Annotated in this window: 26 protein-coding genes; 12 read left to right on the top strand and 14 right to left on the bottom strand. The window is 76.0% G+C overall.

Annotated elements, in window-relative coordinates:
- Positions 1–259 precede the first annotated feature (259 nt).
- Together sepH and ACI79G_RS14155 are read left to right on the top strand one after the other, a co-directional pair.
- The gene (gene sepH / locus ACI79G_RS14160; protein WP_456881757.1) at positions 260–1,198 is read left to right on the top strand and encodes a septation protein SepH; all 939 of its coding nucleotides are present in this window, start codon (positions 260–262) and stop codon (positions 1,196–1,198) included.
- 94 nt (positions 1,199–1,292) lie between these two features.
- Positions 1,293–1,766 (top strand): general stress protein, encoded by a 474-nt coding sequence (locus ACI79G_RS14155; protein ID WP_456881756.1) that lies wholly within the window; start codon positions 1,293–1,295, stop codon positions 1,764–1,766.
- Between the two features lie 142 nt (positions 1,767–1,908).
- On the opposite strand, the gene ACI79G_RS14150 is transcribed toward ACI79G_RS14155, so the two are convergent.
- Positions 1,909–2,718, bottom strand: coding sequence for a TrmH family RNA methyltransferase (locus ACI79G_RS14150; protein ID WP_456881755.1), 810 nt, complete (start codon positions 2,716–2,718; stop codon positions 1,909–1,911).
- A 65-nt stretch (positions 2,719–2,783) separates the two neighbouring features.
- On the opposite strand from ACI79G_RS14150, the gene ACI79G_RS14145 reads away from it, so the two are divergent.
- Positions 2,784–3,743 carry an NAD(P)/FAD-dependent oxidoreductase gene (locus ACI79G_RS14145; RefSeq protein ID WP_456881754.1) on the top strand — a complete coding sequence of 320 codons (960 nt, stop codon included), beginning with the start codon at positions 2,784–2,786 and terminating at the stop codon, positions 3,741–3,743.
- A gap of 76 nt (positions 3,744–3,819) precedes the next feature.
- Here ACI79G_RS14145 and ACI79G_RS14140 read toward each other — a convergent pair whose 3' ends face one another.
- On the bottom strand, positions 3,820–4,632 hold the full coding sequence (locus ACI79G_RS14140; protein WP_456881753.1) for a thioesterase family protein: 813 nt from the start codon (positions 4,630–4,632) through the stop codon (positions 3,820–3,822).
- Positions 4,633–5,053: 421 nt separating this feature from the next.
- On the opposite strand from ACI79G_RS14140, the gene ACI79G_RS14135 reads away from it, so the two are divergent.
- Positions 5,054–6,835 (top strand): peroxidase family protein, encoded by a 1,782-nt coding sequence (locus tag ACI79G_RS14135; RefSeq protein WP_456881752.1) that lies wholly within the window; start codon positions 5,054–5,056, stop codon positions 6,833–6,835.
- Positions 6,836–6,849: 14 nt separating this feature from the next.
- On the opposite strand, the gene thpR is transcribed toward ACI79G_RS14135, so the two are convergent.
- From thpR to ACI79G_RS14110, 5 genes are read right to left on the bottom strand one after another with little or no spacing between them, the layout of a single operon-like run.
- Positions 6,850–7,395, bottom strand: coding sequence for an RNA 2',3'-cyclic phosphodiesterase (gene thpR, locus ACI79G_RS14130; RefSeq protein WP_456881758.1), 546 nt, complete (start codon positions 7,393–7,395; stop codon positions 6,850–6,852).
- Between the two features lie 20 nt (positions 7,396–7,415).
- Complete coding sequence (locus tag ACI79G_RS14125) at positions 7,416–7,814, bottom strand: hypothetical protein (RefSeq protein WP_456881751.1); 399 nt, start codon at positions 7,812–7,814, stop codon at positions 7,416–7,418.
- 59 nt (positions 7,815–7,873) lie between these two features.
- Positions 7,874–9,229 carry an MFS transporter gene (locus ACI79G_RS14120; RefSeq protein WP_456881750.1) on the bottom strand — a complete coding sequence of 452 codons (1,356 nt, stop codon included), beginning with the start codon at positions 9,227–9,229 and terminating at the stop codon, positions 7,874–7,876.
- Complete coding sequence (locus ACI79G_RS14115; protein ID WP_456881749.1) at positions 9,226–9,417, bottom strand: hypothetical protein; 192 nt, start codon at positions 9,415–9,417, stop codon at positions 9,226–9,228. Before ACI79G_RS14115 ends, ACI79G_RS14120 begins: the two co-directional genes overlap by 4 nt.
- Positions 9,418–9,449: 32 nt before the next feature.
- Positions 9,450–10,973 (bottom strand): NCS2 family permease, encoded by a 1,524-nt coding sequence (locus tag ACI79G_RS14110; protein ID WP_456881748.1) that lies wholly within the window; start codon positions 10,971–10,973, stop codon positions 9,450–9,452.
- 151 nt (positions 10,974–11,124) lie between these two features.
- On the opposite strand from ACI79G_RS14110, the gene ACI79G_RS14105 reads away from it, so the two are divergent.
- Entirely contained in the window at positions 11,125–11,346 is a 222-nt protein-coding gene (locus tag ACI79G_RS14105; RefSeq protein WP_456881747.1) for a DUF2530 domain-containing protein, read from the top strand.
- A gap of 392 nt (positions 11,347–11,738) precedes the next feature.
- Here the strand turns inward: ACI79G_RS14105 and ACI79G_RS14100 are convergent, their stop codons facing one another.
- Complete coding sequence (locus ACI79G_RS14100) at positions 11,739–12,536, bottom strand: DUF3027 domain-containing protein (protein WP_456881746.1); 798 nt, start codon at positions 12,534–12,536, stop codon at positions 11,739–11,741.
- A 307-nt stretch (positions 12,537–12,843) separates the two neighbouring features.
- On the opposite strand from ACI79G_RS14100, the gene ACI79G_RS14095 reads away from it, so the two are divergent.
- Both ACI79G_RS14095 and ACI79G_RS14090 read left to right on the top strand, forming a co-directional pair.
- Positions 12,844–14,205, top strand: a complete 1,362-nt coding sequence (locus ACI79G_RS14095; RefSeq protein ID WP_456881745.1) for an MFS transporter — start codon at positions 12,844–12,846, stop codon at positions 14,203–14,205.
- A complete protein-coding gene (locus ACI79G_RS14090; RefSeq protein ID WP_456881744.1) occupies positions 14,202–14,684 on the top strand; it encodes a DUF2771 family protein in 483 nt (160 codons plus the stop codon). The genes ACI79G_RS14095 and ACI79G_RS14090 overlap by 4 nt, the downstream gene beginning before the upstream one ends.
- A 230-nt stretch (positions 14,685–14,914) precedes the next feature.
- Here ACI79G_RS14090 and ACI79G_RS14085 read toward each other — a convergent pair whose 3' ends face one another.
- Both ACI79G_RS14085 and ACI79G_RS14080 read right to left on the bottom strand, forming a co-directional pair.
- Positions 14,915–15,628: a hypothetical protein gene (locus ACI79G_RS14085; RefSeq protein WP_456881743.1), complete on the bottom strand. Its 714-nt coding sequence runs from the start codon at positions 15,626–15,628 to the stop codon at positions 14,915–14,917.
- Between the two features lie 617 nt (positions 15,629–16,245).
- Complete coding sequence (locus ACI79G_RS14080; RefSeq protein ID WP_456881742.1) at positions 16,246–16,641, bottom strand: cold-shock protein; 396 nt, start codon at positions 16,639–16,641, stop codon at positions 16,246–16,248.
- 153 nt (positions 16,642–16,794) lie between these two features.
- Between ACI79G_RS14080 and ACI79G_RS14075 the strand changes: the two genes are divergently transcribed.
- Together ACI79G_RS14075 and ACI79G_RS14070 are read left to right on the top strand one after the other, a co-directional pair.
- Positions 16,795–17,142 (top strand): YidH family protein, encoded by a 348-nt coding sequence (locus tag ACI79G_RS14075; protein ID WP_456881741.1) that lies wholly within the window; start codon positions 16,795–16,797, stop codon positions 17,140–17,142.
- A gap of 67 nt (positions 17,143–17,209) precedes the next feature.
- On the top strand, positions 17,210–17,533 hold the full coding sequence (locus ACI79G_RS14070; protein WP_456881740.1) for a DUF202 domain-containing protein: 324 nt from the start codon (positions 17,210–17,212) through the stop codon (positions 17,531–17,533).
- On the opposite strand, the gene ACI79G_RS14065 is transcribed toward ACI79G_RS14070, so the two are convergent.
- Complete coding sequence (locus ACI79G_RS14065) at positions 17,520–18,089, bottom strand: nucleotidyltransferase family protein (protein WP_456881739.1); 570 nt, start codon at positions 18,087–18,089, stop codon at positions 17,520–17,522. The two genes, ACI79G_RS14070 and ACI79G_RS14065, sit on opposite strands and share 14 nt — an antisense overlap.
- A 76-nt stretch (positions 18,090–18,165) precedes the next feature.
- Here ACI79G_RS14065 and ACI79G_RS14060 point away from each other — a divergent pair, with 76 nt between their 5' ends.
- Positions 18,166–18,939, top strand: coding sequence for an endonuclease/exonuclease/phosphatase family protein (locus ACI79G_RS14060; RefSeq protein WP_456881738.1), 774 nt, complete (start codon positions 18,166–18,168; stop codon positions 18,937–18,939).
- 60 nt (positions 18,940–18,999) lie between these two features.
- Here the strand turns inward: ACI79G_RS14060 and ACI79G_RS14055 are convergent, their stop codons facing one another.
- From ACI79G_RS14055 to ACI79G_RS14045, 3 genes are all read right to left on the bottom strand, one after another.
- Positions 19,000–20,655, bottom strand: a complete 1,656-nt coding sequence (locus tag ACI79G_RS14055; RefSeq protein WP_456881737.1) for an AMP-binding protein — start codon at positions 20,653–20,655, stop codon at positions 19,000–19,002.
- A 71-nt stretch (positions 20,656–20,726) separates the two neighbouring features.
- Positions 20,727–20,942, bottom strand: a complete 216-nt coding sequence (locus ACI79G_RS14050) for a hypothetical protein (protein WP_456881736.1) — start codon at positions 20,940–20,942, stop codon at positions 20,727–20,729.
- A 117-nt stretch (positions 20,943–21,059) separates the two neighbouring features.
- The gene (locus ACI79G_RS14045; RefSeq protein WP_456881735.1) at positions 21,060–21,587 is read right to left on the bottom strand and encodes a hypothetical protein; all 528 of its coding nucleotides are present in this window, start codon (positions 21,585–21,587) and stop codon (positions 21,060–21,062) included.
- Between the two features lie 52 nt (positions 21,588–21,639).
- Between ACI79G_RS14045 and ACI79G_RS14040 the strand changes: the two genes are divergently transcribed.
- Both ACI79G_RS14040 and ACI79G_RS14035 read left to right on the top strand, forming a co-directional pair.
- The gene (locus tag ACI79G_RS14040; RefSeq protein WP_456881734.1) at positions 21,640–23,898 is read left to right on the top strand and encodes a helicase C-terminal domain-containing protein; all 2,259 of its coding nucleotides are present in this window, start codon (positions 21,640–21,642) and stop codon (positions 23,896–23,898) included.
- Positions 23,899–23,956: 58 nt separating this feature from the next.
- Positions 23,957–25,240: a class I SAM-dependent methyltransferase gene (locus tag ACI79G_RS14035; protein ID WP_456881733.1), complete on the top strand. Its 1,284-nt coding sequence runs from the start codon at positions 23,957–23,959 to the stop codon at positions 25,238–25,240.
- Positions 25,241–25,308 lie beyond the last annotated feature (68 nt).

Below are 25,308 nucleotides of genomic sequence, written 5' to 3'. Positions count from 1 at the left end.
CCCCCCCCCCCCCCCCCCCCCCCCCCCCCCCCCCCCCCCCCCCCCCCCCCCCCCCCCCCCCCCCCCCCCCCCCCCCCCCCCCCCCCCCCCCCCCCCCCCCCCCCCCCCCCCCCCCCCCCCCCCCCCGGGGCCGCGCCACGCCGGGCGAGCCTGCCGACACGCTCCCGCGTGCGCGGATAGCCTCCCAAGCGGACTCCCCCATCCCGGGGCCGGTCCGCCCGCCGTCCCGACCCCGAGCACCGCACCCAGGAGGCCGCCCATGCGTCAGCTGCGGCTGGTGGCGCTCTCCGACGACGGCACGAGCCTCGTGCTCGCCCTCGACGGCGCCGAACCCGGCGAGGAGGGCGAGCGGTTCGAGCTGCCGATCGACGAGCGGGTCCGTGCCGCCGCCCGCGGGGACGCGCGCCGGCTCGGCCAGATCGACGTGGAGATCGGCGCGACGCTGCCGCCGCGGGTCATCCAGGCCCGCATCCGCGCCGGGGAGACCCCCGAGCAGGTGGCGCAGGCCTCCGGGATCCGGGTCGAGCGGATCATGCGCTTCGCCCACCCGGTGCTGCAGGAGCGCGAGCGGGTGGCCGAGCGGGCCCGCGAGGCCCGGGTGCGGCTGTCCGAGGGCGCGCCGTCGGTCCCGCTGCAGCAGTTCATGTCCGAGCGGCTGCGACTGCTCGGCGCCGACCTCGACGCCGTCCGCTGGGACGCCCACCGCGCCGGCGACGGCGTCTGGCAGGTCACCGCGGCCTGGCAGGCCGGCGCCAAGTCCGGCGTCACCCGGTGGGCCTACGACATCCCGGCCCGCACCGTCGCCCCGGTCGACGCCGCCACCACCGACTTCGCCGAGGGCACCCGCCTGGTGCGCGTCGTCCCGCACGTGCCGACCGAGCGACCGTCGCCGGTGCGCCCCCGGCCGGTCGTCGTCGTCCCCGACGACGACGGCGTCGCCGCCCCCGCTTCCTCCCGGCTCGCCCGCGACGAGGACGGCGACCCGGCCCCGGACGACGACGTGCGACGGGTGCTGCCTGCCGACGGCTCCCCCGCCGGCGCCCACCGCACCGATGCGCCCGCCGACGAGGACGACATCAGCGAGCACGACACCGTGGTCCTGGGCCGCCCGGGGAGTGACGGGGACGACGACGAGGACCCGCGGGCCCGCATCCCGGCGTGGGAGGACATCGTCTTCGGGGTCCGCCGGCACCGCTGACCTGCGCCTACCCGTGCAGGTGGGGTCGGCGACGAGTGACGCCGGCCACTCCGGGGGAGGTGTCCGCGCGGAACTGCCGGGTACCACGGGACACATGTCAGCCTCGGTGTCCATGCCCCTCGGCGGCGTACAGGTCGGTTCCTTCGACTCCTACGAGCAGGCCCAGGCCGCCGTCGACTACCTCTCCGACCAGAAGTTCCCCGTCGAGAACGTCACGATCATCGGCTCGGATCTGCGCCAGGTCGAGCGGGTCACCGGCCGGCTCACCTGGGGCCGGGTGCTCGCCGCGGGCGCAGCCGGTGGCGCCTGGTGGGGTCTGTTCGTCGGCCTGCTCCTCGGCATCTTCGCCGTGGACGGCTCCGCCTGGATCGGCTCGCTCCTGACCGGCCTGCTCATCGGTCTGCTCTTCGGCATGCTGTTCGCCGCGATCGGTTACTCCGCCAGCCGGGGACAGCGCGACTTCACCAGCACCAGCACCGTGGTCGCCGGCCGCTACGACGTCATGTGCAATCCCGCCCGCGCCGAGGAGGCCCGGGCGCACCTGGCCCGCTTCTCGCTGCGCGGCTGAGGCTGCTGCCCTCCTGCAGGGTCGGGCCGTGGCCCCGTCCACAGGCTCGCCGCGAGCTCGGACGGCCCCGCTCAGAGGCTCGCCCCGAGCCTGCGAGGGGTGAGGAGAGCGGGGTCCTTCTCGAGGAGGACGGGGGCCTTCCTCAGCGCAGCGTCGCGAACGCCACCGCGGCCGCGGCGGCGACGCCCAGGGAGTCGACGCCGGCCCGCATGGGGATGCGCGCCCGCACCCGCGCGGCCCGCTGCGCCTCCGGGGTCAGCCCCGGTCCCTCCGCCCCGAGCAGCACCGCCGTGCGCGGGTGCATCCGCGGGTCCACCGCCGCCAGGTCGACCGCGTCGTCGGCCGGGGTGAGCGCCACGGTCAGGTAGCCCGCCTCGTGCAGCCGGTCCAGCCCGCCGGGCCAGTCGGGCAGGACGGCGAACGGCAGCGCCAGCACGTGGCCCATCGAGACCCGCACCGACCGGCGGTAGAGCGGGTCGGCGCAGCGCGGGTCCAGCAGCAGGCCGTCGACGCCGAGGGCCACCGCGGAGCGGGCGATCGAACCCAGGTTCTCCGCGTCGTTGAGCGCCTCCAGCACGGCCAGCCGGCGGGGCGCGGCCGGGTCCGGCCCGGCCAGCAGCGCGTCGAGGTCGGCCGGGGGACGACGGTCGGCCGAGGCGAGCACACCGCGGGTCAGCCGGAAGCCGATGACCTCCGAGAGCACCCACTTGTCCGCCTCGTAGGCCGCGACCCCCTCGGGCAGGTCGAGCGCCGCCACCCGCCCGGGCACGCCCAGCACGGCGCGCACCCGGTAGGGCGAGGCCAGCAGCCGCTGCACCGCCGGGACGCCCTCCACGATGACCGGGCCGGTGCCGCGCTCGGTGCCCGGCCGGCGGTCCCCGGCCTTGAGGTCGCGGAAGTCGGCCACCCGGGGGTCGTCCGGGTCGGTGATCGTCGTGGGGCTCGGCGGCACGGCGTCGATCCTCCCAACCCGCGCTCGGCGGGCGGTCGCGCCGTCCGCCCCGCAGGATCGTCGGCGTGCCCCCTGCTCCCGTGACCGTCGTCGGCGCCGGCATCGCCGGGATCGCCTGCGCCCGCGCCCTGGCCGCGGCGGGGACGCCCGTCCGCGTGCTCGACCGCGGTCGCCGGCCGGGCGGGCGCATGGCCTCGCGGACGATGTCCCAGCGGACCGTCGACCTCGGCGCCTCGTACCTGACCGCGCACGAGGGCTCGCCGTTCGCCGCGGTGGTCGACGACTGGGTCGCGCGCGGCCTGGCCCGCCCGTGGACCGACACCTTCGCCGTCGCCGGGCCCGACGGGTTGCGGTCCACCACCACCGGTCCGGTCCGGTACGCCGCGCCCGCCGGGCTGCGCTCGCTGGTCGCCGACCTGGCCACCGGGCTGGACGTCGAGAGCGGGCACACGGTCGCCACCGTCGGCCCCGGCCCGCGGGTGGACGGCGAGGACGTGCCGGCCGTCGTCCTGGCCATGCCCGACCCGCAGGCCCGCCGCCTGCTCGGCGCCGTCGCGGCCGGGCGGCTGCTGGACGACCGGCCGTGGGAGCCGTCGCTGGCCGTCGTCCTCGGGTGGTCCGAGCGGCGCTGGCCGGCCGACCTGCACGGTGCGTTCGTCCACGACGACCCGGCGGTCACCTGGGTGGCCGACGACGGCGACCGGCGCGGGGACGGCGCCCCGGTGCTGGTCGCCCACACCACCGCCGAACTGGCGGCCGCACACCTCGAGGACCCGGACGCCGCCGCCGGCCCGGTCACCGCCGCGGTCGGCCGGGCGCTGGGCATCGACGTCCCGCCGGCCTGGACGGCGGTGCAGCGCTGGACGTACGCGCGCCCGGCCGAGCCGCGCCCGGAGCCCTTCGGGCTGGCCGACGGCATCGGTGTCTGCGGTGACGGGTGGTCGGCCCCGTCCCGGGTGGAGAGCGCCTGGACCTCCGGGCACCTCCTCGGCACCGAGCTGGGCAGCACCCTGCTCACGGCGTGACACTCGCGACCATGGCGCCCTGACCACCCCCAGGCCCCCGCGGTGGTCCCGGCGCCGTGATCGCGGAGAGTGGCGGCTAGCGAGCCACCCGGGCCAGCTGGCGGGCCTGGGCGACCAGCCGGCCGGTGGCGTCCCAGATACGGCACTCCTCGTCCGACCAGCCGCCCGCCACCTCGGTGGAGCGCGACTCGACCAGGCACCAGCCCGGCGCCGGCAGCGCGCGGACGAGCACCTGCAGCTGCACGGTGGGCGCCCAGCCCGTCCGGCCGACGGCGAAGGCGGTGGGCGGCAGGGCGTCGGCGAACAGCAGCAGCGCCAGCGGGTCGGGGTCGCGGCCGTCGGCCAGCCGGATCCAGGAGCGCAGCACCCGCTGGTCGGAGAACCGGCCGACGGTCCAGCCCGCCGTCGCGGGGTCGAGCCGGGTGTCGATCTGCCGGACCAGGCCGACCGTCGGCCCGGCACCGGTGGTCCGGGTGAGGACGCAGTCCTCGGGGTCGGGCACCTCCGGCGCGGCGTTGACGGTGTACTCGGCCGGCTCGCTGCCGAGCGTCGCCGTCGTCACCTGCGCGGCGATCGACGGGCCGGCCTCGCCGGTGAGCAGCACCGTGGAGTGCGCCAGCGTGCGCCCGGCCGGGCCGGGCGTGACGGCGAGGTGGGCCGGCCCGGCGGCGGTGGCCCGCAGGTAGCTGGCCGACAGCGCGACCGGGTGCGGGTGCGGGCTGTCCAGGACCGCGGCACGGGCCGCGACCGCCAGCAGGTAGCCGCCGTTCAGGACGCCGCCGCCGACGTCCCAGCAGGGGTCGAGGTCGGCCACCAGCCCCCCGCCCTCGGCGCGGCGCACCGCCGTGGCGGCGTCGAAGGCGGACGGGATCCCATCGGTCTGCGGCACGCCCCGGAGCCTGCCAGGGCGGGAGCCCGTGGCGTGCACGCACCCGGGGCGCGGCCTGGCCACCGCACCGGCCGGCGGTGACCGCCCGGTCGTGGGGCCGCGCACGACGGAGCGGTTCGGGGGGTCGCTGCGGGCCCTCCACGGGCGGCCCGCCGAGGCCCGGCGGGCCCGGCTGGACGAGATCCCCTCCGATCACCAGGCGGCGCCGACGGAGTGCACGGAGTGACATCCCGACGTCCGTGGCGTCGCACCGTGACCACAACTTCACGAAGCGCGACGCGCCGTCCTCCGCACCCCCAGGACTGGGGGGCGGCGTCCCCCTCTGCCGCGTGTGCCCGGCACCTCCTCCTCCCCCGGAGCCTCGGATCCATCGAGAGCGGGCCGCGGGGGCGGGCTCTGCGACGCCGGGGGGCGGGTGCACGTGCACGGGTACGGGGACGAGACGGCCGGGGTGTGCCCGTTCAGCGGGGTGGGTGCCGGGACGACGCGCCGCGGGGTCTCGCGGCGCACCGTGCTGGCCGGGCTGGCGGGCCTGGCCGCACTGCCGGTCATGGGCGGGACGGCGCACGCCGCGCCGGGCCGGACGCCGACCTCGCCGCCGCGGCCGCCGGCCCGCCGCCCGCGGGCCACGCGCGGCGCGCACGCCGTCGGCAACCCGCGCGGCAGCGACATCGCGGTGCGCGCCGGGCGGGACAAGGAGGCCCGCTTCGGCGTGATGTTCAAGAAGCTGCCGGCCTTCTCGCCGCCGGACGCGCTGCTGACCGCGCTGGCGGTCTCGATGACCGACGGCAAGGCACCGCTGTCCGACGTCAAGGACTCCGACGTCGCCTTCGACAACCCGGGCATGCCGGCCGGCTACATCTACCTCGGCCAGTTCATCGACCACGACATGACGCTGGACAAGACCCCGCTCACCCAGCAGCAGCAGGACCCGCGGGGCATGACCAACTACGACACACCCCGGTTCGACCTGGCCAGCGTCTACGGCAAGGGCCCGGCCGGCAGTCCCGAGCTCTACGACCCGGCGCGGCCGGGCTACCTGCTGTGCAACGACCACGACGGGGTGCGCGACCTGCCCCGCGACGACGTCGGCGCGGCCTACCTCGGCGACCCGCGCAACGACGAGAACCTGATCGTCGCCCAGCTGCACGCCGTCTTCCTGCGACTGCACAACCGGCTGCGCGACCAGGGCCGGAGCTTCGAGCAGGCCCAGCAGCAGGTGCGCTGGCACTACCAGTGGCTGATCGTGAACGACTACCTGCCGCGCATCGTCGGGCGAGAGGTCGTCGACCGGCTGGTGCGCCGCCGTCGCAGCGGCCCGATCGAGTTCCTGGGCCGGTTCTACAAGCCGCGCAACCCGCGACGGCCCTACATGCCGGTCGAGTACTCCGGCGCGGCCTACCGCTTCGGGCACAGCATGATCCGCGCCGAGTACGAGGTGCACGACCAGCACACCGTGCCGATCTTCGCCAACGAGGGCCACCAGGACCTGCGCGGCAACCGCCCGGTCCCCGAGGACCTCTGGATCGACTGGAACTACTTCTTCGAGATCCCCGGCATGAGCACGCCGGACGACCGCAACATGGCCCGGTTGATCGACACCCAGCTGTCGCTGCCGCTGTCGACGCTGCCCCCGACCGTCGTGGCCCCCACCGCCGGCGCGATCACCTCGCTGGCCGAGCGCAACCTGCTGCGCGGCAAGCGGCTCGGCCTGCCCGCCGGCCAGGACGTCGCCACCGCCATGGGCCTCGAGCCGCTCACCAACCAGCAGCTGGGCCTGACCGACCCCGGCTGGAAGGGGAAGGCGCCCCTGTGGTTCTACGTGCTCAAGGAGGCCGAGCTGCTCGGCGGGCACCGGCTGGGCCCGGTCGGCGGCACGATCGTCGCCGAGGTGGTCCTCGGCCTGATGGCCTGCGACACCAACTCCTACTTCACCGCGAACCCCGGCTTCGACCCCGGGCCGGGCTACGCCATGGGCTCTTTCCTGCTCTGGGCCGACGCCATCGACCCGCGGGCCTTCGAGAGCCCAGCGGAGGAGGAGCCTGCGGACGGCGAGGTCGACGAGCTGCCCGAGGACGAGGCGCCGCACGAGGAGGAGCCCGAGGTCGAGGAGCCGGAGGACGCCGAGGAGCCCGAGCTGCTCGAGCCCGGCGAGGCGCCCGACCCCGCGGCCACGACCCCGGTGCCCGGCCCGGTCGTCTGAAGGAGGACCACCCCTCAGCGGCCGACCGGCCAGGCGGCGACCCGGTCGTAGCGCGGCACGGGTCCGAGGTGGCTCTCCAGCAGCTCCACCTCGGTCACCGGCCAGCCGGGGCCGCGGTGGCCGGCCAGCCGCTCGGGCAGGTCGCCGTCCCCCGGCCGGCCGGGCCGCCAGCGGCCGAGGGTGAGGTGGGCGCGGAAGGGCCGGTCCTCGACGGGCAGGCCGAGCCGGCGGGCGACGTCGGCCAGCCGGGCGGCGAGGACGCGCAGCGCCGCGTCGTCCCCCGTGACGCCGGCCCAGAACACCTGCGGACGACGCCGCGTGCCGAACCGTCCGGCGCCGGCGAGGCGCAGGCTCATCGGCGGGGTGGCTGCCACGGTGGGGCCGGCGGCGGCGACCAGCTCCTCGACCTGCTCGGGCGGGACCGCGCCGAGGAAGAGCAGCGTCAGGTGCCAGCGCTCGGGCGGCGTCCAACGGGGTGCACCGGGCGCCTCGCGCAGCGGCGTCAGCGCACGGTCGAGGTCGGTCAACGCGCCGGCCGGCGGGGTCACCGCGAAGAACAGCCGCCGCGGCCGGGGCGCGGTCAGTCGGGCACCGCCAGGCCGGCGTCGCCCAGCGCCGCCTGCAGGCGCAGCCGCTCGACGTCGCGGGGCCGTCCCGGCGGGACGGCGTCCAGCGCGTGCGGCACCTCCAGCAGCCGGGCCGCCTCGACGAGGACGTCGTCGTAGGCCGCCTGCAGCCCGCGGCGGCGGGCCATCGGTGCCCCGGCCGGCACGCGGGCGAGCTGGGTGCCGAGCCGGCGCAGGTCGGCGGCCACCAGCTCGAGGGGGCGGCCGGTCGGCGCCATCGGCTCGCGTCTGCGGCGCAGCGGCGCCGGCAGGCGCGCCGACCCGAAGACCAGGCGGGCCACCCAGCCGGCCAGGGCGACCGAGGCCACCACGCCGGCGACGATGGCGCCCAGGTGCAGCAACGAGGTCCCCATGCCGCCTCCACGGACGACTCGAGAGTGGTGGTCGTCACGGTACGACGGTCCGGCGGGGGTCAGCTCGCCTGCGTGCCCGGCGCCTCCGCCGATGCCGCCTCCGCCGCGGCCCGGACGGTCGCCGGCGGGACCGCCCGCGGGGAGACGTGCAGCTGCAGCCGCGGTGGGACGACGCGCGCCTCCAGCCGGACCCGTCTGCCACGGGCCAGCCACGCCGCGGCGATCCCGCCCGCGGCGACCGCGACCGCGCCACCGAGGACGAACCCCCAGGGCGCCCCCCACCGCTCGGCCACCCAGCCGATCAGCGGCGAGCCGATCGGCGTCCCACCCATGAAGCAGGTGAAGTACAGCGCCATCACCCGGCCGCGCAGCTGCGGGTCGACGCCCAGCTGCACGAAGCTGTTGTTGGCCACGCTGAACACCAGGCCCGCCGCGCCGGTCGGCACGAGCAGGGCGGCGAACGACCAGTACGTCGGCATGAGGCCGCAGACGATCGACGCCACCCCGAAACCCGTGGCCGCGAGCACGAGGAACCGCTGCCTCGGCCGGGTGGTGCGCCGGGTCGACAGCAGCGCCCCGGACAGCGATCCGGCCGCGAAGCAGGTGGTGAGCAACCCGAACGCCTCGGCGCCGACGCCGAAGACCTCGCGGGCCATCAGCGCGATGGTGACCTGGGAGTTGAAGGTGAAGGTGCCCAGCACGAGCGCCAGCCCCAGGGCCAGCCTCAGGTCCGGCCGCGACCACGCGTAGGCCAGCCCCTCGCGCAGCTGGCCCCGGGCCCGCGCGACCGGTGGGCTGGAGTGCAGCTCGCCCGGCCGCATGGACAGGAGCGCGCCGATGGTGAACGCGAAGCTGGCCGCGTTGGTGAAGAAGGCCGGCGCGGTGTCTCCCGAGGCCGCGCCGATGAGCAGCCCGGCGACCGCGGGGCCGACCAGCCGGGCGCCGTTGAAGATCGTCGAGTTGAGGCTGACCGCGTTGGGCAGCAGCTCCGGGCCGACCAGCTCCGCGACGAAGGCCTGCCGCACCGGTGCGTCGACGGCGGAGACCGAGCCGAGGGCGCCGGCGAGGACGAAGACGTGCCACAGCGCGATGCCGTCGGTGGCCACCAGCAGCCCGAGCAGGAGGGCGAGCAGACCCATCAGCGTCTGGGTGGCCACGAGCATGCGGCGCTTGGGGTAGCGGTCGGCGAGCACCCCTCCGTACAGCCCCAGCAGCAGCGTGGGACCGAACTGCAGCGCGGTGATCAGCCCGAGGGCGACGCCGTTGTCACCGGAGAGCTGCAGGACCAGCCAGTCCTGACCGATGCGCTGCATCCAGGTGCCGGTGAGGCTGACCAGGTTGGACGCGGCATACAGCCGGTAGTTGCGTACGCGCAGCGACCGGAACGCCCCTGTGTCCCCAGTTCCCCTGCTCACCCACTCGCCAGCTCGTCCGTGGTGACCGCGGCCTCGCACGGCACCGTCCGCTCCTGGGCGGTGAGCTGCTCGAGCGTGTCGGTCGGCCAGCCCTCCCGGGCGCGGGCCTCGACGGTGAGGGGGAACCGCATGACCGCCGGCCGCAGGTCGTGAGCCAGCGCCGCGGTGTCCGGCGTCGTCGGGCTCACGGTCCTCAGCCTAACCGCGGACCACAGCCGGCTCAGAACAGCTGCTGCAGCGGCTCCAGGGCGAAGTAGACCAAGAACAGCACGCTGATCAGCCACATGAGCAGGTGGATCTCGCGCCTGCGCCCGGCCGCGACGTGCAGCAGCACGTAGCTGACGACGCCGGCGCCGATGCCGTTGGTGATCGAGTACGTGAACGGCATGAGCGCGATGGTGAGGAAGGCCGGGATCACCACCGTCATGTCCCCCCACTCCAGGTGGCGGATCTGGTTGACCATCAGCGCGCCCACGATCACCAGCACCGGCGCCGCGGCCTCCGACGGCACGATCTCCACCAGCGGGCTGAAGAACATCGCCAGCAGGAACAGGACGCCGGTGGCCACGCTGGCCAGGCCCGTCCGTGCGCCGTCGGCGACCCCGGCGGCGCTCTCGACGTAGGTCGTGTTCGACGAGACGCTCGCCGCACCGCCGGCCGCGGCGGCCACCGAGTCGACCAGCAGCACCGGCTGCGACCTGGGCAGGTTGCGCTCCTCGTCGAGCAGGTCGCCCTCGGCGCCGACCGCGGTCACCGAGCCGACGGTGTCGAAGAAGTCGGCGATCATGATCGAGAAGATGATGAGCAGTGCCGCGATCACGCCGATCCGCTCGAAGCCGCCGAACAGCGAGACGTTGCCCACGATCGACAGGTCGGGGGCGCTGACGACCTCGTCCGGCAGGGTCGGCACCTGCAGCGCCCAGCCGCGCGGGTTGACCTCGCTGCCGTCGGCGCCGACGCGCGGGCCGACGTCCGCCACGGCCTCCACGACGATCGCCAGCACGGTCGAGACCACGATGCCGATGAGCAGCGCGCCCCTGACCCGGCGGACGACGAGCACGCTGGTCAGCAGCAGCCCGACGACGAAGACCAGCAGCGGCCAGCCGGCCAGCTGGCCGTTGACGCCGAAGCTGATCAGCGGGCTGCCCGGCCGGATGACCCCGGCGTCGGCCAGCCCGATGATCGTGAGGAAGAAGCCGATGCCGACGGCGATCGCCGTCTTCAGCTGCGCCGGGATCGCCTCGAAGACCGCCCGGCGGAAGCCGGTGAGCACCAGCGCGGTGATGAGCAGGCCCTCGAGGACGACCAGGCCCATGATCTCGGGCCAGGACAGCTGCGTGGCCGCGAAGACCGCGACGATGGCGTTGATGCCCAGCCCGGTCGCCACGGCGAAGGGGTACCGCCCGACGATGCCCATGAGGAGCGTCATGACCCCGGCGACCAGCGCGGTGACCGCGGCGACCGAGGCGAAGGGCAGCGTGGCCCCGGTGATGTCCGCCCCCGACAGGATGATCGGGTTGAGCACCACGATGTAGGCCATCGTGAAGAAGGTCGTGAGACCGCCGCGCACCTCGCGGGTGACCGTCGAGCGGCGGGCGCTGATGCCGAAGTAGCGGTCCAGGCCGTTGCTCGGCCGGACGCGGGGGCCCTCGCTGCGGCGCGGGCGCTGTGCCGCGCCGGCGACGTCGGCGGGCGTGCCGCCGTCCGTGGTGCTGCCCGAGGGCGGGCGGGACTTCTCTGCCATGGCGACTCTCCGGACGCGCGGCCGGGCGAGCGGGCGGCGGGGGAAGCGCGCCGGCTGACCGGTGGGGACTGCGATGAGCGGCGACAGCGTGCCACACGGGTGTTCCGACCAGGTGACACGCGGTGGGGCCTGCGGGTTCTAGGGTCGACCCGTGCCCCGACCGGCCAAGCAGGCCCCTCCCCCACTGCACGTCGACACCGTGCGGGTGGTGCTGGCCGGGACGGCGCTGTGGGTGGTGGCGCTCGTCGTGCTGCTGCTGCTCGGCGACCGGGTGGACCGGGTGTGGACCTGGACCTGCGTCGCCGGCATCGCGCTGGCGTTCGTCGGGCTGGGCGTCATGCGCATCCAGGGCCAGATCGGCCGCCGCGACTGACACCCCGCTGTTCCCGGCCGCCGTCCCTGGCCGCTGGAGCCGCTCCTCACCAGACCTCTCCCCCTGCCCACACCTGGGGGCAGGGGGTGACTCTCCTCACCGGAACTCTCCCCTTGCTTCCTCCTGGAAGCAGCGGCTGAGGTTTCCGAAGACAGCTCCCCTCACTCCCCCGGACCGGCGTGGGCGTGTGCGAGGGAGCGGGGGCCGGAGGCCTCCCGACGAGTGCGCCAGACCCGTTCAGCTCAGCAGGGGGACGGCACCCGGCCGCGGTGCTGCGACCGACGAGCGGGGCCCGGAGGGTCCCCGAGGAGGGACGCGTCCGGCAGGGCTCAGCTCAGCAGGGGAACGGCACCCGGCCGCGGTGTCGGCCGGTGGGCCGACCGATCACACCGTCACAGCACGTCGAACGAGCCGGTGTCGTAGCGGGCCGAGCGCACGACCTCCGCGGCGTCGTCGGCGACCAGCGTCGCCTGGCTGTGCGCGCCGCAGCCGTAGTCGACGGCGACCACGCGGCCGTCGGCCGGGGCGTAGACGTTGCCGCAGGCACCGAAGCTCTGCCGCAGCGAGCCGGCCAGCGGCAGGAAGAACCCGCAGGTGCCGCACGGACCGGGCGCCTGGCGGGCCATCGCCGAGCGCGGGCCGAACTCCCCGGCGTTCCAGCGGGCCACCGCCTCCTCGCGCCCCTCCCTGGACATGACCCGCTCACGACCGAGGCCGATCTCGGAGGCCACCACGGACCCCTCGGGGTCGTCGGCCGAGTCGTCGTCGGTCGTGTAGCTGGGGACGAGCCGGGGGTCGTCCTCGGTGGAGGGCAGCACGTCGCCGACCGAGAGGTCACCGGGGCGCAGCCGCTCGTGCCACGGCACCCAGGCCGGGGCGAGCAGCGCCTGCTCCCCGGGCAGCAGCACGACCTCGTCGACGGTGACGTGCTCCTCGCCGGGCACCGCCGCGAGGGTCACCGCCCAGTACCAGCCGACGTAGCCGGGCAGCCGACTGGCGAAGGAGTGGGTGACCACCTCGCCGAGGTCCGCGCCGCCCTGTTCCGCGGAGGGCGTCTCGCGGGTGGCGCCGAGGTGCTCGCCCACCAGCTCGGGGGACCCGGCGGTGTCGACCGCAGCGGCCCGCGCCTGCTCGACCGCGGTGCTCAGCGCGTCGCTCCCCGCGGCGGCGGGGTCGGAGAACTCGGCCACGGCGCCATTGTCCCTGACGCCCGGAGCCGCCCAGGTGCGCGGGGGCGCTGTCCGCGTCCTCCCAGGTCGGTGCGGCACCATGGGCTGCGTGTCGTCGTCCCGCCCACCCGGCGCCCGCCGCGCCCTGCGCCGGCGCCCGTCGCCGCCTGCGGCCCCGGGTGCGGAGACGGCACCGCTGGAGGTGCCGAGGCCGGCCACCAGACCGCTCCCGACCGCGGGCCAGGTGCCCGGGCCGTGGGCCGGGGACGGCGCGGGTGCTCCTCCGCCGACGGCTGCGCTGCCCCCGGCCGCCCCGCCGCTGCCTCCGGTGCCGCGGAAGCTGACCGTCACCCGGGTCGCGGCGGCGCGCACCCGCGAGCTGACCGGGGCCGCCGTCCGCCGGGTGCAGACCGCCAGCCGGGCCGACGGCGCCGCGGAGAGCGGGCTGGCGCAGCTGCTGTGGGTCAACGCCCTGCACATGGCCGGCGACGCGATGATCGCCGTCTCCCTGGCCGGCACCCTCTTCTTCGCCGCCACCACCGACGCGCAGCGCAGCAACGTGGCGCTCTACCTGCTCGTGACGATGGCGCCGTTCGCGGTCGTCGCCCCGGTGATCGGGCCGCTGCTCGACCGGCTGCAGCGCGGCCGCCGCTGGGCGCTGGCCGTCAGTCAGCTGGGCCGGGCCGCGCTGGCGCTGGTCATGGCCGCCCACTTCGACGACCTCTGGCTGTACCCCGCCGCGCTCGGCGTGCTGGTGCTGTCGAAGGCGCACAACGTGCTGCGCGCGGCGGTGGTCCCGCGGGTGCTGCCCGGCGCGATGTCCCTGACCTCGGCCAACGCCCGGACGTCGGTGTTCGGCCTGGTCACCGCCGGCGTCTTCGGCGGCATCGGCGCCGGCCTGGCCTGGGCGCTGGACTTCTCCTGGCTGCTGTGGGCCACCGCCGCGGTGTTCGTGTGCGGTGCGGTGCTCGCGCTGCGGCTGCCCCGGCACGTCGACGTCCCCACCGGTGAGCTGCCCGCCGACGTGCTCTCGACCGCACCCCAGCCGGTGGCCACGGGGCGGCGCCGGCGGCCGGTCAGCCCACGGGTGGTCGTCGCGCTGCGGGCCAACGCGGCGCTGCGCGGACTCGGAGGCTTCCTGACGATCTTCTCCGCCTTCCTCGTGCAGGCCACGGTCGAGGGCGGCTGGCAGGGCACGCTGGCGCTCGGCGCGGTCGCCGGGGCGGCCGGCGTGGGCAGCGTGCTGGGCACCGCCGTCGGCTCCCGGCTGCACCGGGTCGACCCGGACCGGGTGGTGCTGTGGTCGGCGGGCACCGCGGCGGCGATCACCGTCGTCGCGGCGGTCTTCTACAGCCTCGCGATGGCCGCCGTCGTCGCCGGCGTGGCCGCCGCCGCCAACGCGCTGGGCAAGGTCGCCCTCGACGCGATCATCCAGCGCGAGGTGCCCGAGAGCCTGCGGGCCTCGGCGTTCGCCCGCTCGGAGACGATGCTCCAGATGTCCTGGGTCGTCGGCGGCGCACTGGGCATCGCCCTCCCGCCGACCGGCTGGCTGGGCTTCACCGTCGCCGCGGGCCTGCTCGTGCTCGCCGTCGGGCTGGTGCTCTGGGGTCCGCGCCGCCGCACCCCGGCCCCGACCGCGCCGGTGCCCGCCGCGGACGCCCTCACCGACCCGCTGGGGCGGCTGTCGTGAGACGGGTCGCGCTCCCGGCCGCCGTCCTGCTGCTGGCCGGCTGCGGCTCCGAGCCGTCGGGCCCGCAGGACGTCGTCGTCGAGGCCGGACCGCAGCGCGTCGAGGCCTCCCCGACCCAGTACTGCCTGGACGGCGAGGGGCAGCGCTACGCCACCGACCCGCCGTACGTCGAGGTCTCCCCCGACACGACCATCCGGCTCACCGTGCCCGGTCCGGTGGCCGAGCGCGGCTGGAGCGTGCAGGTGTTCGACGACCGGCTCCAAGGACTCCTCGGCGAGGTGCCCGTCGACCCCGGCGCGGCCGTGTTCGAGGTGAACAGCTCCGACGTCGCCCCGCCGGCCTTCTACCTCGTCGTCGTCGAGGACGCCGGCGAGGAGTGTGACGGCTTCAGCGGCGCCTGGCCGATCGGGTTCCTGCGCGCCGGCGGGACCCGGGGCGGGACGGCGACGGAGCCGACGACGCCCGCTCCCCAGGGCTGACCCCGGCCACCCTCCAGGGGCCCGCGCCGAGGTCCGCCCGGTCGCGTGCCCCCCACGCAGCGTCACCCACGGTGGAGGCCACGTCCGCCTCGGCGCTCATGGTGACGCGAGGGGCGCGGTCCTCCTCCGCCACCCGGCCCGAGAGGGGGCACCGCCCGTCGGGCTCCTCCGACCGCGACCGGCTCGGACCAGAGGACAGCGTCCTGGGGGTCCACCCGGGGGAGCCGGGCTCACGGAGCGTGTTGCGCTGCGCTCGCGCGTCCGTCCGCCGCGGCCGGCTCCCTCCGCGCGCGCCAGACCACCCACGCACCGCTGATGGTGACGAGGCCTGCACCGACGAGGACGGTGGGGGGCGTGGCCCTGGTGGTGAGGGCGCCGAGGATGATCCCGAAGGGGTACATGAGCAGCGCCGCCAGGATCCACAGCGCGCCTGGCCAGACGCTGAGCGTGCCGGAGCGCCACATGGCGATGCCGAGGAGCACGTTGCCGACGAAGCTCGCGAGGATCGCGGCCAGCATGACGAGCGCCTGCGCGTCGTCCGCGGTGCTGGTGGGGAGCTCGTCGAGGTCCATCCCGGCCAGGTACGCCTGGCCCTCCAGCGGAGGACCGAAGGCGGAGACGCCGGTGAAGAACAGGAAGAGGCACTGGCCGAACACCGCGACGGCCATCGCCCAGAGAGCGAGCCGCGCAGCGCGCGTGCGGAGCAGATAGGCGCCCAGGGCGAAGGTCCCGAAGACCACGAAGATGAGACCGAGCCCGCTGCCCAGCACGTGCGTGAGGACGTACTCCGGCGCGGTGACGAACCGCGCCCACGCCTCGTACTCCTCGTCGGGGTTCGGCTGGGGCTCGCGGGCGGCCCACAGGGTCAGCACCCCGTAGAGGGGCAGCCCGATGAGCCCGGCGCGGATCCAGACCGCCGCCACCGGTGCGGTCGTCCTGTCCATCCCCTGCGGTACTCGGGGTCCTCGTGCGGGTGCGGTGGCGCTGCCGGGAGCCGCGTCGTCCCCGGGGCGAGAGCTGGTGGGTCGGTGCGTGGACATGGCGCTGTCTCCAGTGCGGAGCGGCAGGGGATGCCCGGTGCGGGAGCGCACCGGGCAGCAGGTCGGCGAACTCGGGACGGGTGACTGGACAGTCCCGTCGTCTCGCGGCCCGTCGCCTCCAGGGTGGGTGGCATGCAGTTCGACGAGGGAGCAGCAGTCCTCGACGCCTCCGACCACCCCCCTACCGTGGCTCCCGATGCAGGCGTCCCACATCCGTAGGACCCCGGAGGGACCTACGGCCTCGCGCCGGTCCGGAGCCGCCCTGGTGTCGGGGAGTGGCCCGCCACGGTGGCACGGCTCCGGTGCCACGTCTGCCCGCCGAGCGCAGTTCCTCCGTCGGGCGACCGGCACGGCGGTACCTCGTCCGGATGGGGCAGCGGGTCGACGACGCCCGATCGGACGGCAGGCACGAGGGGTCCACGGCTCACGGAGCGTCAGCGCCTCCGCGAGCGTGACCCTCGTGCCCGCCCCGGGCCGTCAGCCCCGCGGAACGCCGGGACCACGCCTCCTGGCAGGAACGCCTAGTGCTCCAGGTCGGTGGCGACCGCGCGCAGCACCGAGGCGACCTTGCGGGCCACCGGCCGGTCGGGGTGCCGGCCGCGGCGCAGGCCGTTGGAGACGTCGTCGAGCAGCTTGATGAGGTCCTCGATGATCGGGACCAGCTCGTCGGGCTTCTTGCGGGTCCGCTCGGCGTGCGCCGCGGTCACCGAGGGCAGCGGGTCGAGCACCCGCACCTGCAACGCCTGGTCGCCACGGCGGCCGGCGACGATGCCGAACTCCACCCGCTGACCGGGCTTGAGCTCGCTGGTGCCGGACGGGAGGGCGTCCTTGTGCACGAAGACGTCCGGGCCGTCCTCACGGGAGAGGAAGCCGAACCCCTTCTCCGGGTTGAACCACTTGACTCTGCCGGTGGGCACGTTGATCCCTCAGTCGTCGATCGCGGGCGGCCCCGGCACCGGGCCGGGAGGACGGGCGGCACGGGCGGCCGTTGATCCCAGGTTAGTCGCCGGGCGGCGTCGTCCCACCGGTATTGCGCCGCCCGCCTCCCGGGCCCGACCTAGCCTGGCTCGGTGCCGCCTGCCGACCACCCCGACTACCGGTTCACGCTGGCCAACGAGCGCACGCTGCTGGCCTGGCTGCGCACCGGGCTGGCGCTGGTCGCCGGCGGCGTCGCGGTCGCGGAGTTCGCACCCGACCTCGGCGTCCCGTGGGGCAGCGCCGCGGTGGCGGTCGCGCTGGTGCTGACCGGGCTGGGCGCGGCGGTGGGCGGGTACGCGCGCTGGCGGCGCAACGAGCGGGCGATCGCCGCCGACCGGCCCCTGCCGCCGGGGCGCGTGCTGCCGGCACTGGTGACCGCGGTGGCCGCCGTCCTCGTCGTCGTGGCCGTCCTGGTCGGGGTCGAGGTGCTGCGCCCGTGAGCGGACAGGGGGGAAGCCGGTCAGCGAGGGACGAGCGAGGAGCGGAGCGCCCCGCGGGAGCGAACCGATGACACCGAGCGAGCAGGAGACCCAGCCGGAGCGCACCGTCCTCTCCTGGCAGCGCACCGGCCTGGGCGTGCTCGCGCTCGCCGGCCTGCTGGCCCGCGCGGCGGTGACCGACGGTGCACCGGTGCGGCTGGCCGTGGCCGGCGGGGTCGCGCTGCTGGGCCTCGGCGTGCTGGGCGGCCTGGCACCGGTGCGGGCCCGGGCGGTGGACCGGGCGCTCGACCTCGGGACCGAGGTGGCCGTGCCGCGGCTGGCGCTGGCGGTCACCGCCGTCGTCGTCGCCGTGGCCGGCGTCGCCCTCGTGGCGGTGCTCAGCCCCCGCTGACCGGCTTCTCGACGATGCCGAGCCGGTCGAGCAGCACGAGGAACACCGCGGCGAAGTCGTTGGCGGCCACGTCGCGGCGCACCCGGTCCCAGTCGACCTGCTCCCGCAGCGCCCGGGCCACCGGCAGCAACCGCCCGTAATCGCAGTAGTGCTCGTCGAGCGCCATGAGCTTGGTGACGACGATGTCGGTGGCCTCCAGCACCGGCATGTGCACCGAGAGCACCGGCATGTCCTCGGCCCGGTCGATGAGGTCCTGCTCCACCGGGATGCCGCAGGTGCGCCACAGGACGTCGACGAACGAGTTGCCCTGGACGACCTTGGTCAGCCAGTCCTCGGCCGGGTCGACGACCTGCAGCCCCGCCTCGGCCAGCACCTTGGCGGCTCGCTCGGCCTCCGCCGCCGGTACCAGGAAGTCCGCGTCGTGGTCGGGTTCGGGCGCCCCGCGGACCCAGGCGGCGTAGCCGCCGCACAGCGCGAAGGGGACGTCGCCCTGTTTGAGCGCGACGGCGACGCGCTTGAGGAGGTCACGGATCTCGTCGCGGTCCGAGGGTTGCACGTACAGCCTGCTACCCGGGGTGCGCCCTCCGGAACACGGCGGTGTGGACGGCGGCGCGCGGGGCACAGGAGCCCTCGTGCGGATCGCGACCTTCAACATCCTCCACGGGCGCTCGCCGGTCGACGGCCGGGTCGACGTCGAGCGCCTGGCCGCCGCGGTGAAGACCCTGGACGCCGACGTCCTGGGGCTTCAGGAGGTGGACCGGGACCAGCCGCGGTCGATGAACGCCGACCTGACCGCCGTCGCCGCCGAGGCGATGGGGGCGGTGGACTCGCAGTTCGTCGCGGCCCTCTCGGGCACCCCGGGCGGCACCTGGATGGCGGCCACCGGCGACGAGCAGCCGGGGTCGGCCAGCTACGGCATCGCGCTGCTGTCGCGCTACCCGGTGGTGTCCTGGCGGGTGGTGCGGCTGCCCGCACTGCGCAGCCGGGTGCCGGTCTGGTTCCGCGGCGCCCCGCGCCCGAAGCTGGTCGGCGACGAGCCGCGGGTCGCCGTCGCCGCCGTCCTGGAGGGGCCCTCGGGCCAGTTCACCGTCTGCAACACGCACCTGTCGTTCGTGCCGGGGTGGGGCGCGCTGCAGCTGTCGAGCCTGGTCCGCTCGCTGACCGGCACCCGTGAGCCGCTGGTCCTCATGGGCGACCTCAACATGCAGGCCGGCCAGGCGGTGCGGGTCAGCGGGCTGCTGCCCCTCGCACCGGCCACGACGCCGACCTTCCCGGTGGACGAGCCGGTCCGGCAGCTGGACCACGTGCTGGCCCGCGGGCCCATCGCCGCGAGCGGCCCGGGCGAGGCGGTGCGGCTGCCGCTGTCGGACCACCGTGCCCTCGTGGTGCCCTGCGCCCCCGACTAGCCCTCGCCGTCGGCCCCTGCAGGGTCCCGCCGCCGGCTCCGTCCAGAGGCTCGTCCCCGCTCAGGCGTTGCGGACCGCGTCGGCCGCCTCCAGGCCGAGCTCCCGGACCGACACCTCGCGCATCTCGACCTTGCGCACCTTGCCGGTGACCGTCATCGGGAAGCCGTCGACGATCTTGACGTAGCGCGGGATCTTGTAGTGGGCCAGCTTGCCGCTGCAGAACTCGCGCAGCGCTTCGGACGTGAGCGGGGCGGCGCCCTCGCGCAGCCGCACCCAGACCATGAGCTCCTCGCCGAAGCGCTCGTCGGGCACCCCGATGACCTGGGCCTCGACGATGTCGGGGTGGGTGTAGAGGAACTCCTCGACCTCGCGCGGGTACACGTTCTCGCCGCCGCGGATGACCATGTCCTTGATCCGGCCGACGATGTTGAGGTAGCCCTCGGCGTCCATGACGGCGAGGTCGCCGGTGTGCATCCAGCGGGCGGCGTCGATGACCTCGGCGGTCTTCTCCGGCTCCTCCCAGTAGCCCAGCATCACCGAGTAGCCGCGGGTGCAGAACTCCCCCGGTGTCCCGCGCGGCACGGTCAGCCCGGTCTCGGGGTCGACGACCTTGACCTCCAGGTGCGGGTGCACCCGCCCGACGGTCGAGGTGCGCCGGTCCAGGTCGTCGTCGGCGCCGGTCTGGGTGGAGACCGGTGAGGTCTCGGTCATGCCGTAGCAGATGGTCACGTCGGTCATCCCCATCTCCGAGACCACCCGCTTCATCACCTCCACCGGGCACGGCGAGCCGGCCATGATGCCGGTGCGCAGGCTGGAGAGGTCGTAGGAGGCGAAGTCCGGCAGGGCCAGCTCGGCGATGAACATGGTGGGGACGCCGTACAGCGAGGTGCAGCGCTCGTCCTGCACGGCGCGCAGCGTCGCGGCCGGGTCGAAGCCGGGCGCCGGGATCACCATCGTCGCGCCGTGCGAGGTGGCCGCGAGGTTGCCCATCCCCATGCCGAAGCAGTGGTAGTAGGGCACCGGGATGCAGATCCGGTCGGCCTCGGTGTAGCCGCAGCCCTCACCGACGAAGAACCCGTTGTTGAGCAGGTTGTGGTGGGTGAGGGTCGCGCCCTTGGGGAAGCCGGTCGTCCCGGAGGTGTACTGGATGTTGATCGGGTCGTCGGCCGACAGCTGGGTCTCCCGCTCGGCCAGCAGGCCGCGGTCGCCGGCCCGGCCGGCGGCCACCAGCTGCTCCCACTCCGGGGAGCCGAGGAAGACGACCTCGCGCAGGTCGGGGCAGCGGTCGCGGACCTCGTCGACCATCGCGCGGTAGTCGCTGGTCTTGAACGCAGGTGCGCTCACCAGCACCGAGATGCCGGCCTGCTCCAGCACGTAGGCCAGCTCGTGGGTGCGGTAGGCCGGGTTGATGTTGACCAGGATCGCGCCGAGCTTCGCGGTCGCGTACTGCACGAAGGCCCACTCGGCGCAGTTCGGCGCCCAGATGCCGACCCGGTCGCCCTTGACCACCCCCAGGGCGTCGAGCCCCAGGGCCACGGCGTCGACCTCGGCGACGAACTCCGGATAGGAGAAGCGGCGACCGGTGGCGCACTCGACGAGCGCCTCGTGCTCGCCCACCCGCGCCGCCGTCCGATCGAGGTCGGCCCCGATCGTGTCCCCGAGGAGGGGCACGGTCGAGGTGCCACTGCTGTAGGACGGCAGCGCGGGCTGGGTCATGCTCTTCCTCCTGGATGTCGGCCCCCCTGCAGGGGCCCGCTGCGAGCTGTGGGGGCAGGGGGGTCCTTCTACTACTCGCCCGCCATGACGCCGGCCCGGTTGGGCTTGTCGGTCGGGTGGGCGTAGCGGAGGCGGCTGGGCGGCAGCGGGAAGTCGTGGTCCTCGCCGAACGGCGACAGGGGGCCGGCCGACTCCGCGAGGAACTCCGTCACCGGCGCGCCCCCGTCGTCCGACTGACCCCAGGTGGGCTCCACCAGGTGGTCGTGCTTGGGGTTCCGCTTGGCCATGTCGCCGTGTCCTCCGTTGTGCTGGGTCCGCGCGGTGCACCGCCCGGTGCCCGCGTCCGTCGTGCATCTTGGCGGAAGCAGTACCCCGGACGCACGCCGGTCAGCCCCTGCGTCGGGTCAGTGGTGCCGCACCGCCCGGGCGCCGTAGAGCGTGGGGAGGCCGTCCGCGGTGAGCACCCACTCGCGCGGCCCGACGGGGGCGGCGCGCACCACCGCGTCGTGCAGCTGCTGGACCGCGCGGGTGCGCCAGACCGCGGTGCTGGTCAGCCGCAGCCGCACCGGTTCGGCCAGGGGGTCGAGCTCGTCGTAGCCCTCGGGCTCGAAGGACAGCACCGCGGGCCCCGCGACGCGCAGCACGCCGATCTGCCAGGGCACCGTCTGCAGCGCCCGCTGCCAGCGGTGGTGCCGGGCCAGCGCGCCGGCTCCGGCGGCGGCCGCCACCGAGCCGACCATCACCAGCGCGAGGACGACGAGGCCGGCCAGCGGCACCCGCTGCCCCGAGTCCCGGGCGATGGTGACCGCGGCGGCACCGAGCAGCACCCCGAGGACGACGGCGATCAGCCCGCCGGCCAGCCAGCGCAGCGCCCCGGCCTGGTAGCCGGTGAGCGCGGTGCGGGTCTGGGGGTCGTCGGCGGCCGGGATCACGCCTCCATGCTGGCAGGGGCGTCGGTCGGAACGGCGACGTAACGTGGACCGGATGTCCTCGCCCGCCCCCGCGACGCTCGCCTCCTGGCTGCGCACCCGCAGTGACGAGCAGCTGGCCGCGCTGCTGTCCGCCCGGCCCGACGTGGCCCGCCCCGCGCCGTCCGACGTCGTGGCCCTCGCCAGCCGGCTGGCCGTGCCCGTGTCGGTCGACCGCGCCCTCGACGAGCTCGACGCCGCCACGCTGCAGGTGCTCGACGTGGTGCTGCTCGCCGACACCGACGGGGTGGACGCCGCCGACCTGCCCGCCGCGCTGCCCGCGGTGCCCGACGACGTGCTGCAGGGAGCCGTCGACCGGCTCACCACGCGGGCACTGCTGTGGGGCGACGACGTCCTGCACGCCCCCGAGCCGGTGCGCCGCGCGGTCCGCTACCCGGCCGGCCTGGGACGGCGGGCGAGCGAGCTGCGGCTGACGCTGCCGGCCGACCTGCCGAAGGCGCTGGCCGAGCTGCCGGCCGAGGAGCGCGACGTGCTGGCGCGGCTGGCCGGCGACCGCCCGGTGGGCCACCTCCCCGACACCGACGGCAGCGCCGCCTCCCCCGCCCGGCGGCTGCTGCAGCGCGGGCTGCTGGCCCGCATCGACGCGCTCAACGTGGAGCTGCCCCGCGAGATCGGGCTGCAGCTGCGCGGGGGCCTGCCCTACGGCCCGCCGCGGGTGCGCCCGGAGCCGGCCGTCGTCGAGTGGGACCCAGCCGTCGTCGACCGGCAGGCCGCCGGTGCCGCGATGGAGACGATCGGGCGGGTCGGCGAGCTGCTGACCCTGCTCGAGGAGGAGCCGGCCGGACTGCTGCGCAGCGGGGGTGTCGGCGTCCGCGACCAGAAGCGGCTGGCCCGCGCCCTGCACGTGCCGGAGCCCGAGGCGGGGTGGCTGCTGGAGCTGGCGTACGCGGCCGGCCTGCTCGACGTGGGCGGCCCGCACCGCGACGAGTGGCTGCCCACCCGCGCCTTCGACCTGTGGCGGGAACAGGAGCTGCCCGACCGGTGGGCGACGCTGGCCGCCGGCTGGCTGGCCGCCGTCCGGCTGCCCTCCCTCGCCGGGCAGCGCGACGTCTCGGGCAAGGCGGTCAACGCACTCTCCCCCGACCTGGTGCGGCACACCGCGCCGGCGATCCGCCGCTCGGCGCTCAGCGCGCTGGCCGAGTACCCGCCCGGCCGGGGCGTGGCCGCCGACGACCTGGTCGCGGTGCTGCGCTGGCGCACCCCGCGGCGGGCCGACCGGCTGGCCCCCGTGCCCGACCTGCTGGCCGAGGCCGTGCGGCTGGGCGTCGTCGTCGGCGGGGTGCTGTCCGGCGGCGGGCGCGGGCTGCTGGCCACCGGCGAGGACGGCGCGGCGGACGGCATGCGCGGGCTGCTGCCCGACCCGGTCGACCACGTGCTGGCCCAGCCCGACCTGTCGCTGGTGGCGCCCGGCCCGCTGGTGGCCGAGCTCGCCGACACCCTCGCCGTCGTCGCCGACGTCGAGTCCTCGGGCGGGGCGACGGTGTTCCGGGTGTCGGAGGCCAGCGTGCGCCGCGCCCTGGACTCCGGCTGGTCGGCCACCGACCTGCACGAGTTCTTCGCCCGCGCCTCGCGGACGCCGGTGCCGCAGGCCCTCGACTACCTGGTGGACGACGTCGCCCGCCAGCACGGCCGGCTGCGGGTGGGCGCGATCGAGAGCTACGTCCGCTCCGACGACCACGGGCTGCTCTCCCAGGTGCTCAACGACCGGCGCACGGCGACCGCGGAGCTGCGCCGCCTCGCGCCCGGGGTGCTGGTCAGCGGGCTCGGGGCCGACGAGGTGCTCACGGTGCTGCGCGGCGCGGGCTACGCCCCGGCCGGCGAGTCCCCCGGCGGTGCCGTCCTCACCCGCCCGCCGGCCCGGCCGCGCGCGGCGGGCCGCCGTCCCGGGGGCTCCGCCCCGCAGGCGCCGCGGCCGCTCACCGGCGACGAGGTGGCCGCCACGGTGCGGGAGATCCGCGCCGGCGACGCCGCCCTGGCCGCCCGCCGCGGCGAGGCCGTGCGGCAGGTCCCCGGGGTCACCACGGCGGGCACGCTGGAGCTGCTCTCACGGGCGGTCCGCGAGGGCGTGCCGGTGTGGCTGGGCTACGTCGACGCCCAGGGCAGCGGCAGCCAGCGCGTCGTCCAGCCGGTGTCGCTGGCCGGCGGCTTCCTGCAGGGCTACGACGAACGCCGGGGGGAGAGCCGGACGTTCGCCGTCCACCGGATCACCTCGGTGGCGCTGGTGGAGGACGAGGAGCGGGCCGCGTCGTCCTGACGTCTCGCACGCGTGAACCGCTTGCCTCCCGCAACGGTCGACGCGACCCTCCCGCTGCATGGGGACTGACGGGAGCACCGCCGAGCAGCTGGCCACTGCGCTGGGGACGGTGCTGGGGATCGACGACCTGCCCGTCCGGCTGCGGGCGTGGGACGGCTCCGTGGCCGGCCCGCCGGGCGCTCCGGTGGTCACCGTCCGCGACCGGCGGGCGCTGCGGCGCCTTGTCTGGTCGCCGGGCCAGGTGGGCCTGGGCCGTGCCTACGTCGTCGGGGAGCTCGACGTGGAGGACGACGTCGTCGCCACCCTGGCGGCCCTGACGACGGCCGGGTGGTCCGCCACCACCGAGCGCCCGCCGGCCCCGACGGTGCGGCAGCGCGCCTGCCTCCTGGGCACCGCCGCCCGGCTCGGGGCCCTGGGACCACCTCCTCCGCGGCCGCCGCAGGAGGTGCCGGCACGCCGGTCCGGGCGCCGGCACACCCGGACCCGGGACGCCGCCGCGATCTCCCACCACTACGACGTGGGCAACGACTTCTACCGCCTCGTCCTCGGCCCGACGCTGGTCTACTCGTGCGCCGTCTGGGACTCCCCCGCCACCGGCCTGGACGCCGCGCAGGAGGCCAAGCTCGACCTGGTCTGCCGCAAGCTCGCCCTGCGGCCGGGCGCCCGGCTGCTCGACGTCGGCTGCGGCTGGGGCAGCCTGGCGCTGCACGCCGCGCAGCGGTACGGGGCCGACGTCGTGGGGGTGACCATCTCCGCCGCGCAGGCGGCGCTGGCCCGCGAGCGGGTCACGGCCGCCGGGCTCGCCGACCGGGTGGAGATCCGGGTCCAGGACTACCGCGACGTCCCCGACGGCCCGTTCGACGCCATCAGCTCGATCGGCATGGCCGAGCACGTCGGCGCGGCCGGGATGCCGGCGTACGTCGCCACCCTGCGCGACCTGCTCCGCCCCGGCGGCCGGCTGCTCAACCACGCCATCGCCCAGAACGCCGGGGACCCCCGCTCCCGCCGCGGCACCTTCGTCAACCGGTTCGTCTTCCCCGACGGCGAGCTGCTCCGGCTGGGCGACACCGTCACCGCGCTGGAGGCCGGCGGCCTGGAGGTGCTCGACGTCGAGGCGCTGCGCCGGCACTACGCGCTCACCCTGCGGGCCTGGTTGGAGCGCCTGGAGAAGCACTGGGACGCCGCGGTGGCCGCCAGCGACGAGGGCCGGGCGCGGGTGTGGCGGCTGTACATGGCGGCCAGCGCCCTGGCGTTCGAGACCGGGCGGCTGGGCGTGAACCAGGTGCTGGCCCGGCGTCCCGGCGGTGAGGAGCCGCCGCTGCGCCTGCGCGCCTGGCTGTGAGCCCGGGTCACACGCCCAGCGGGAAGGGGCTGTCGGTCCCCGTGGTTACCGTGTCGGAGGCCGTGCGC

The sequence above is a fragment of the Geodermatophilus sp. SYSU D00779 genome, assembly GCF_054050595.1.
The sequence above is the reverse complement of the archived record's forward strand: the minus strand, read 5'-3'. Positions and strand labels throughout refer to the sequence as shown.

Excerpts from the sequence above, each read along its gene's own strand:
- sepH (WP_456881757.1), top strand. The coding sequence starts at position 260 with ATGCGTCAGCTGCGGCTGGTGGCGCTCTCCGACGACGGCACGAGCCTC.
- ACI79G_RS14155 (WP_456881756.1), top strand. The coding sequence starts at position 1,293 with ATGTCAGCCTCGGTGTCCATGCCCCTCGGCGGCGTACAGGTCGGTTCC.
- ACI79G_RS14125 (WP_456881751.1), bottom strand. The coding sequence starts at position 7,814 with ATGGGGACCTCGTTGCTGCACCTGGGCGCCATCGTCGCCGGCGTGGTG.
- ACI79G_RS14110 (WP_456881748.1), bottom strand. The coding sequence starts at position 10,973 with ATGGCAGAGAAGTCCCGCCCGCCCTCGGGCAGCACCACGGACGGCGGC.
- ACI79G_RS14085 (WP_456881743.1), bottom strand. The coding sequence starts at position 15,628 with ATGGACAGGACGACCGCACCGGTGGCGGCGGTCTGGATCCGCGCCGGG.
- ACI79G_RS14070 (WP_456881740.1), top strand. The coding sequence starts at position 17,210 with ATGACACCGAGCGAGCAGGAGACCCAGCCGGAGCGCACCGTCCTCTCC.
- ACI79G_RS14055 (WP_456881737.1), bottom strand. The coding sequence starts at position 20,655 with ATGACCCAGCCCGCGCTGCCGTCCTACAGCAGTGGCACCTCGACCGTG.
- ACI79G_RS14050 (WP_456881736.1), bottom strand. The coding sequence starts at position 20,942 with ATGGCCAAGCGGAACCCCAAGCACGACCACCTGGTGGAGCCCACCTGG.
- ACI79G_RS14040 (WP_456881734.1), top strand. The coding sequence starts at position 21,640 with ATGTCCTCGCCCGCCCCCGCGACGCTCGCCTCCTGGCTGCGCACCCGC.
- ACI79G_RS14035 (WP_456881733.1), top strand. The coding sequence starts at position 23,957 with ATGGGGACTGACGGGAGCACCGCCGAGCAGCTGGCCACTGCGCTGGGG.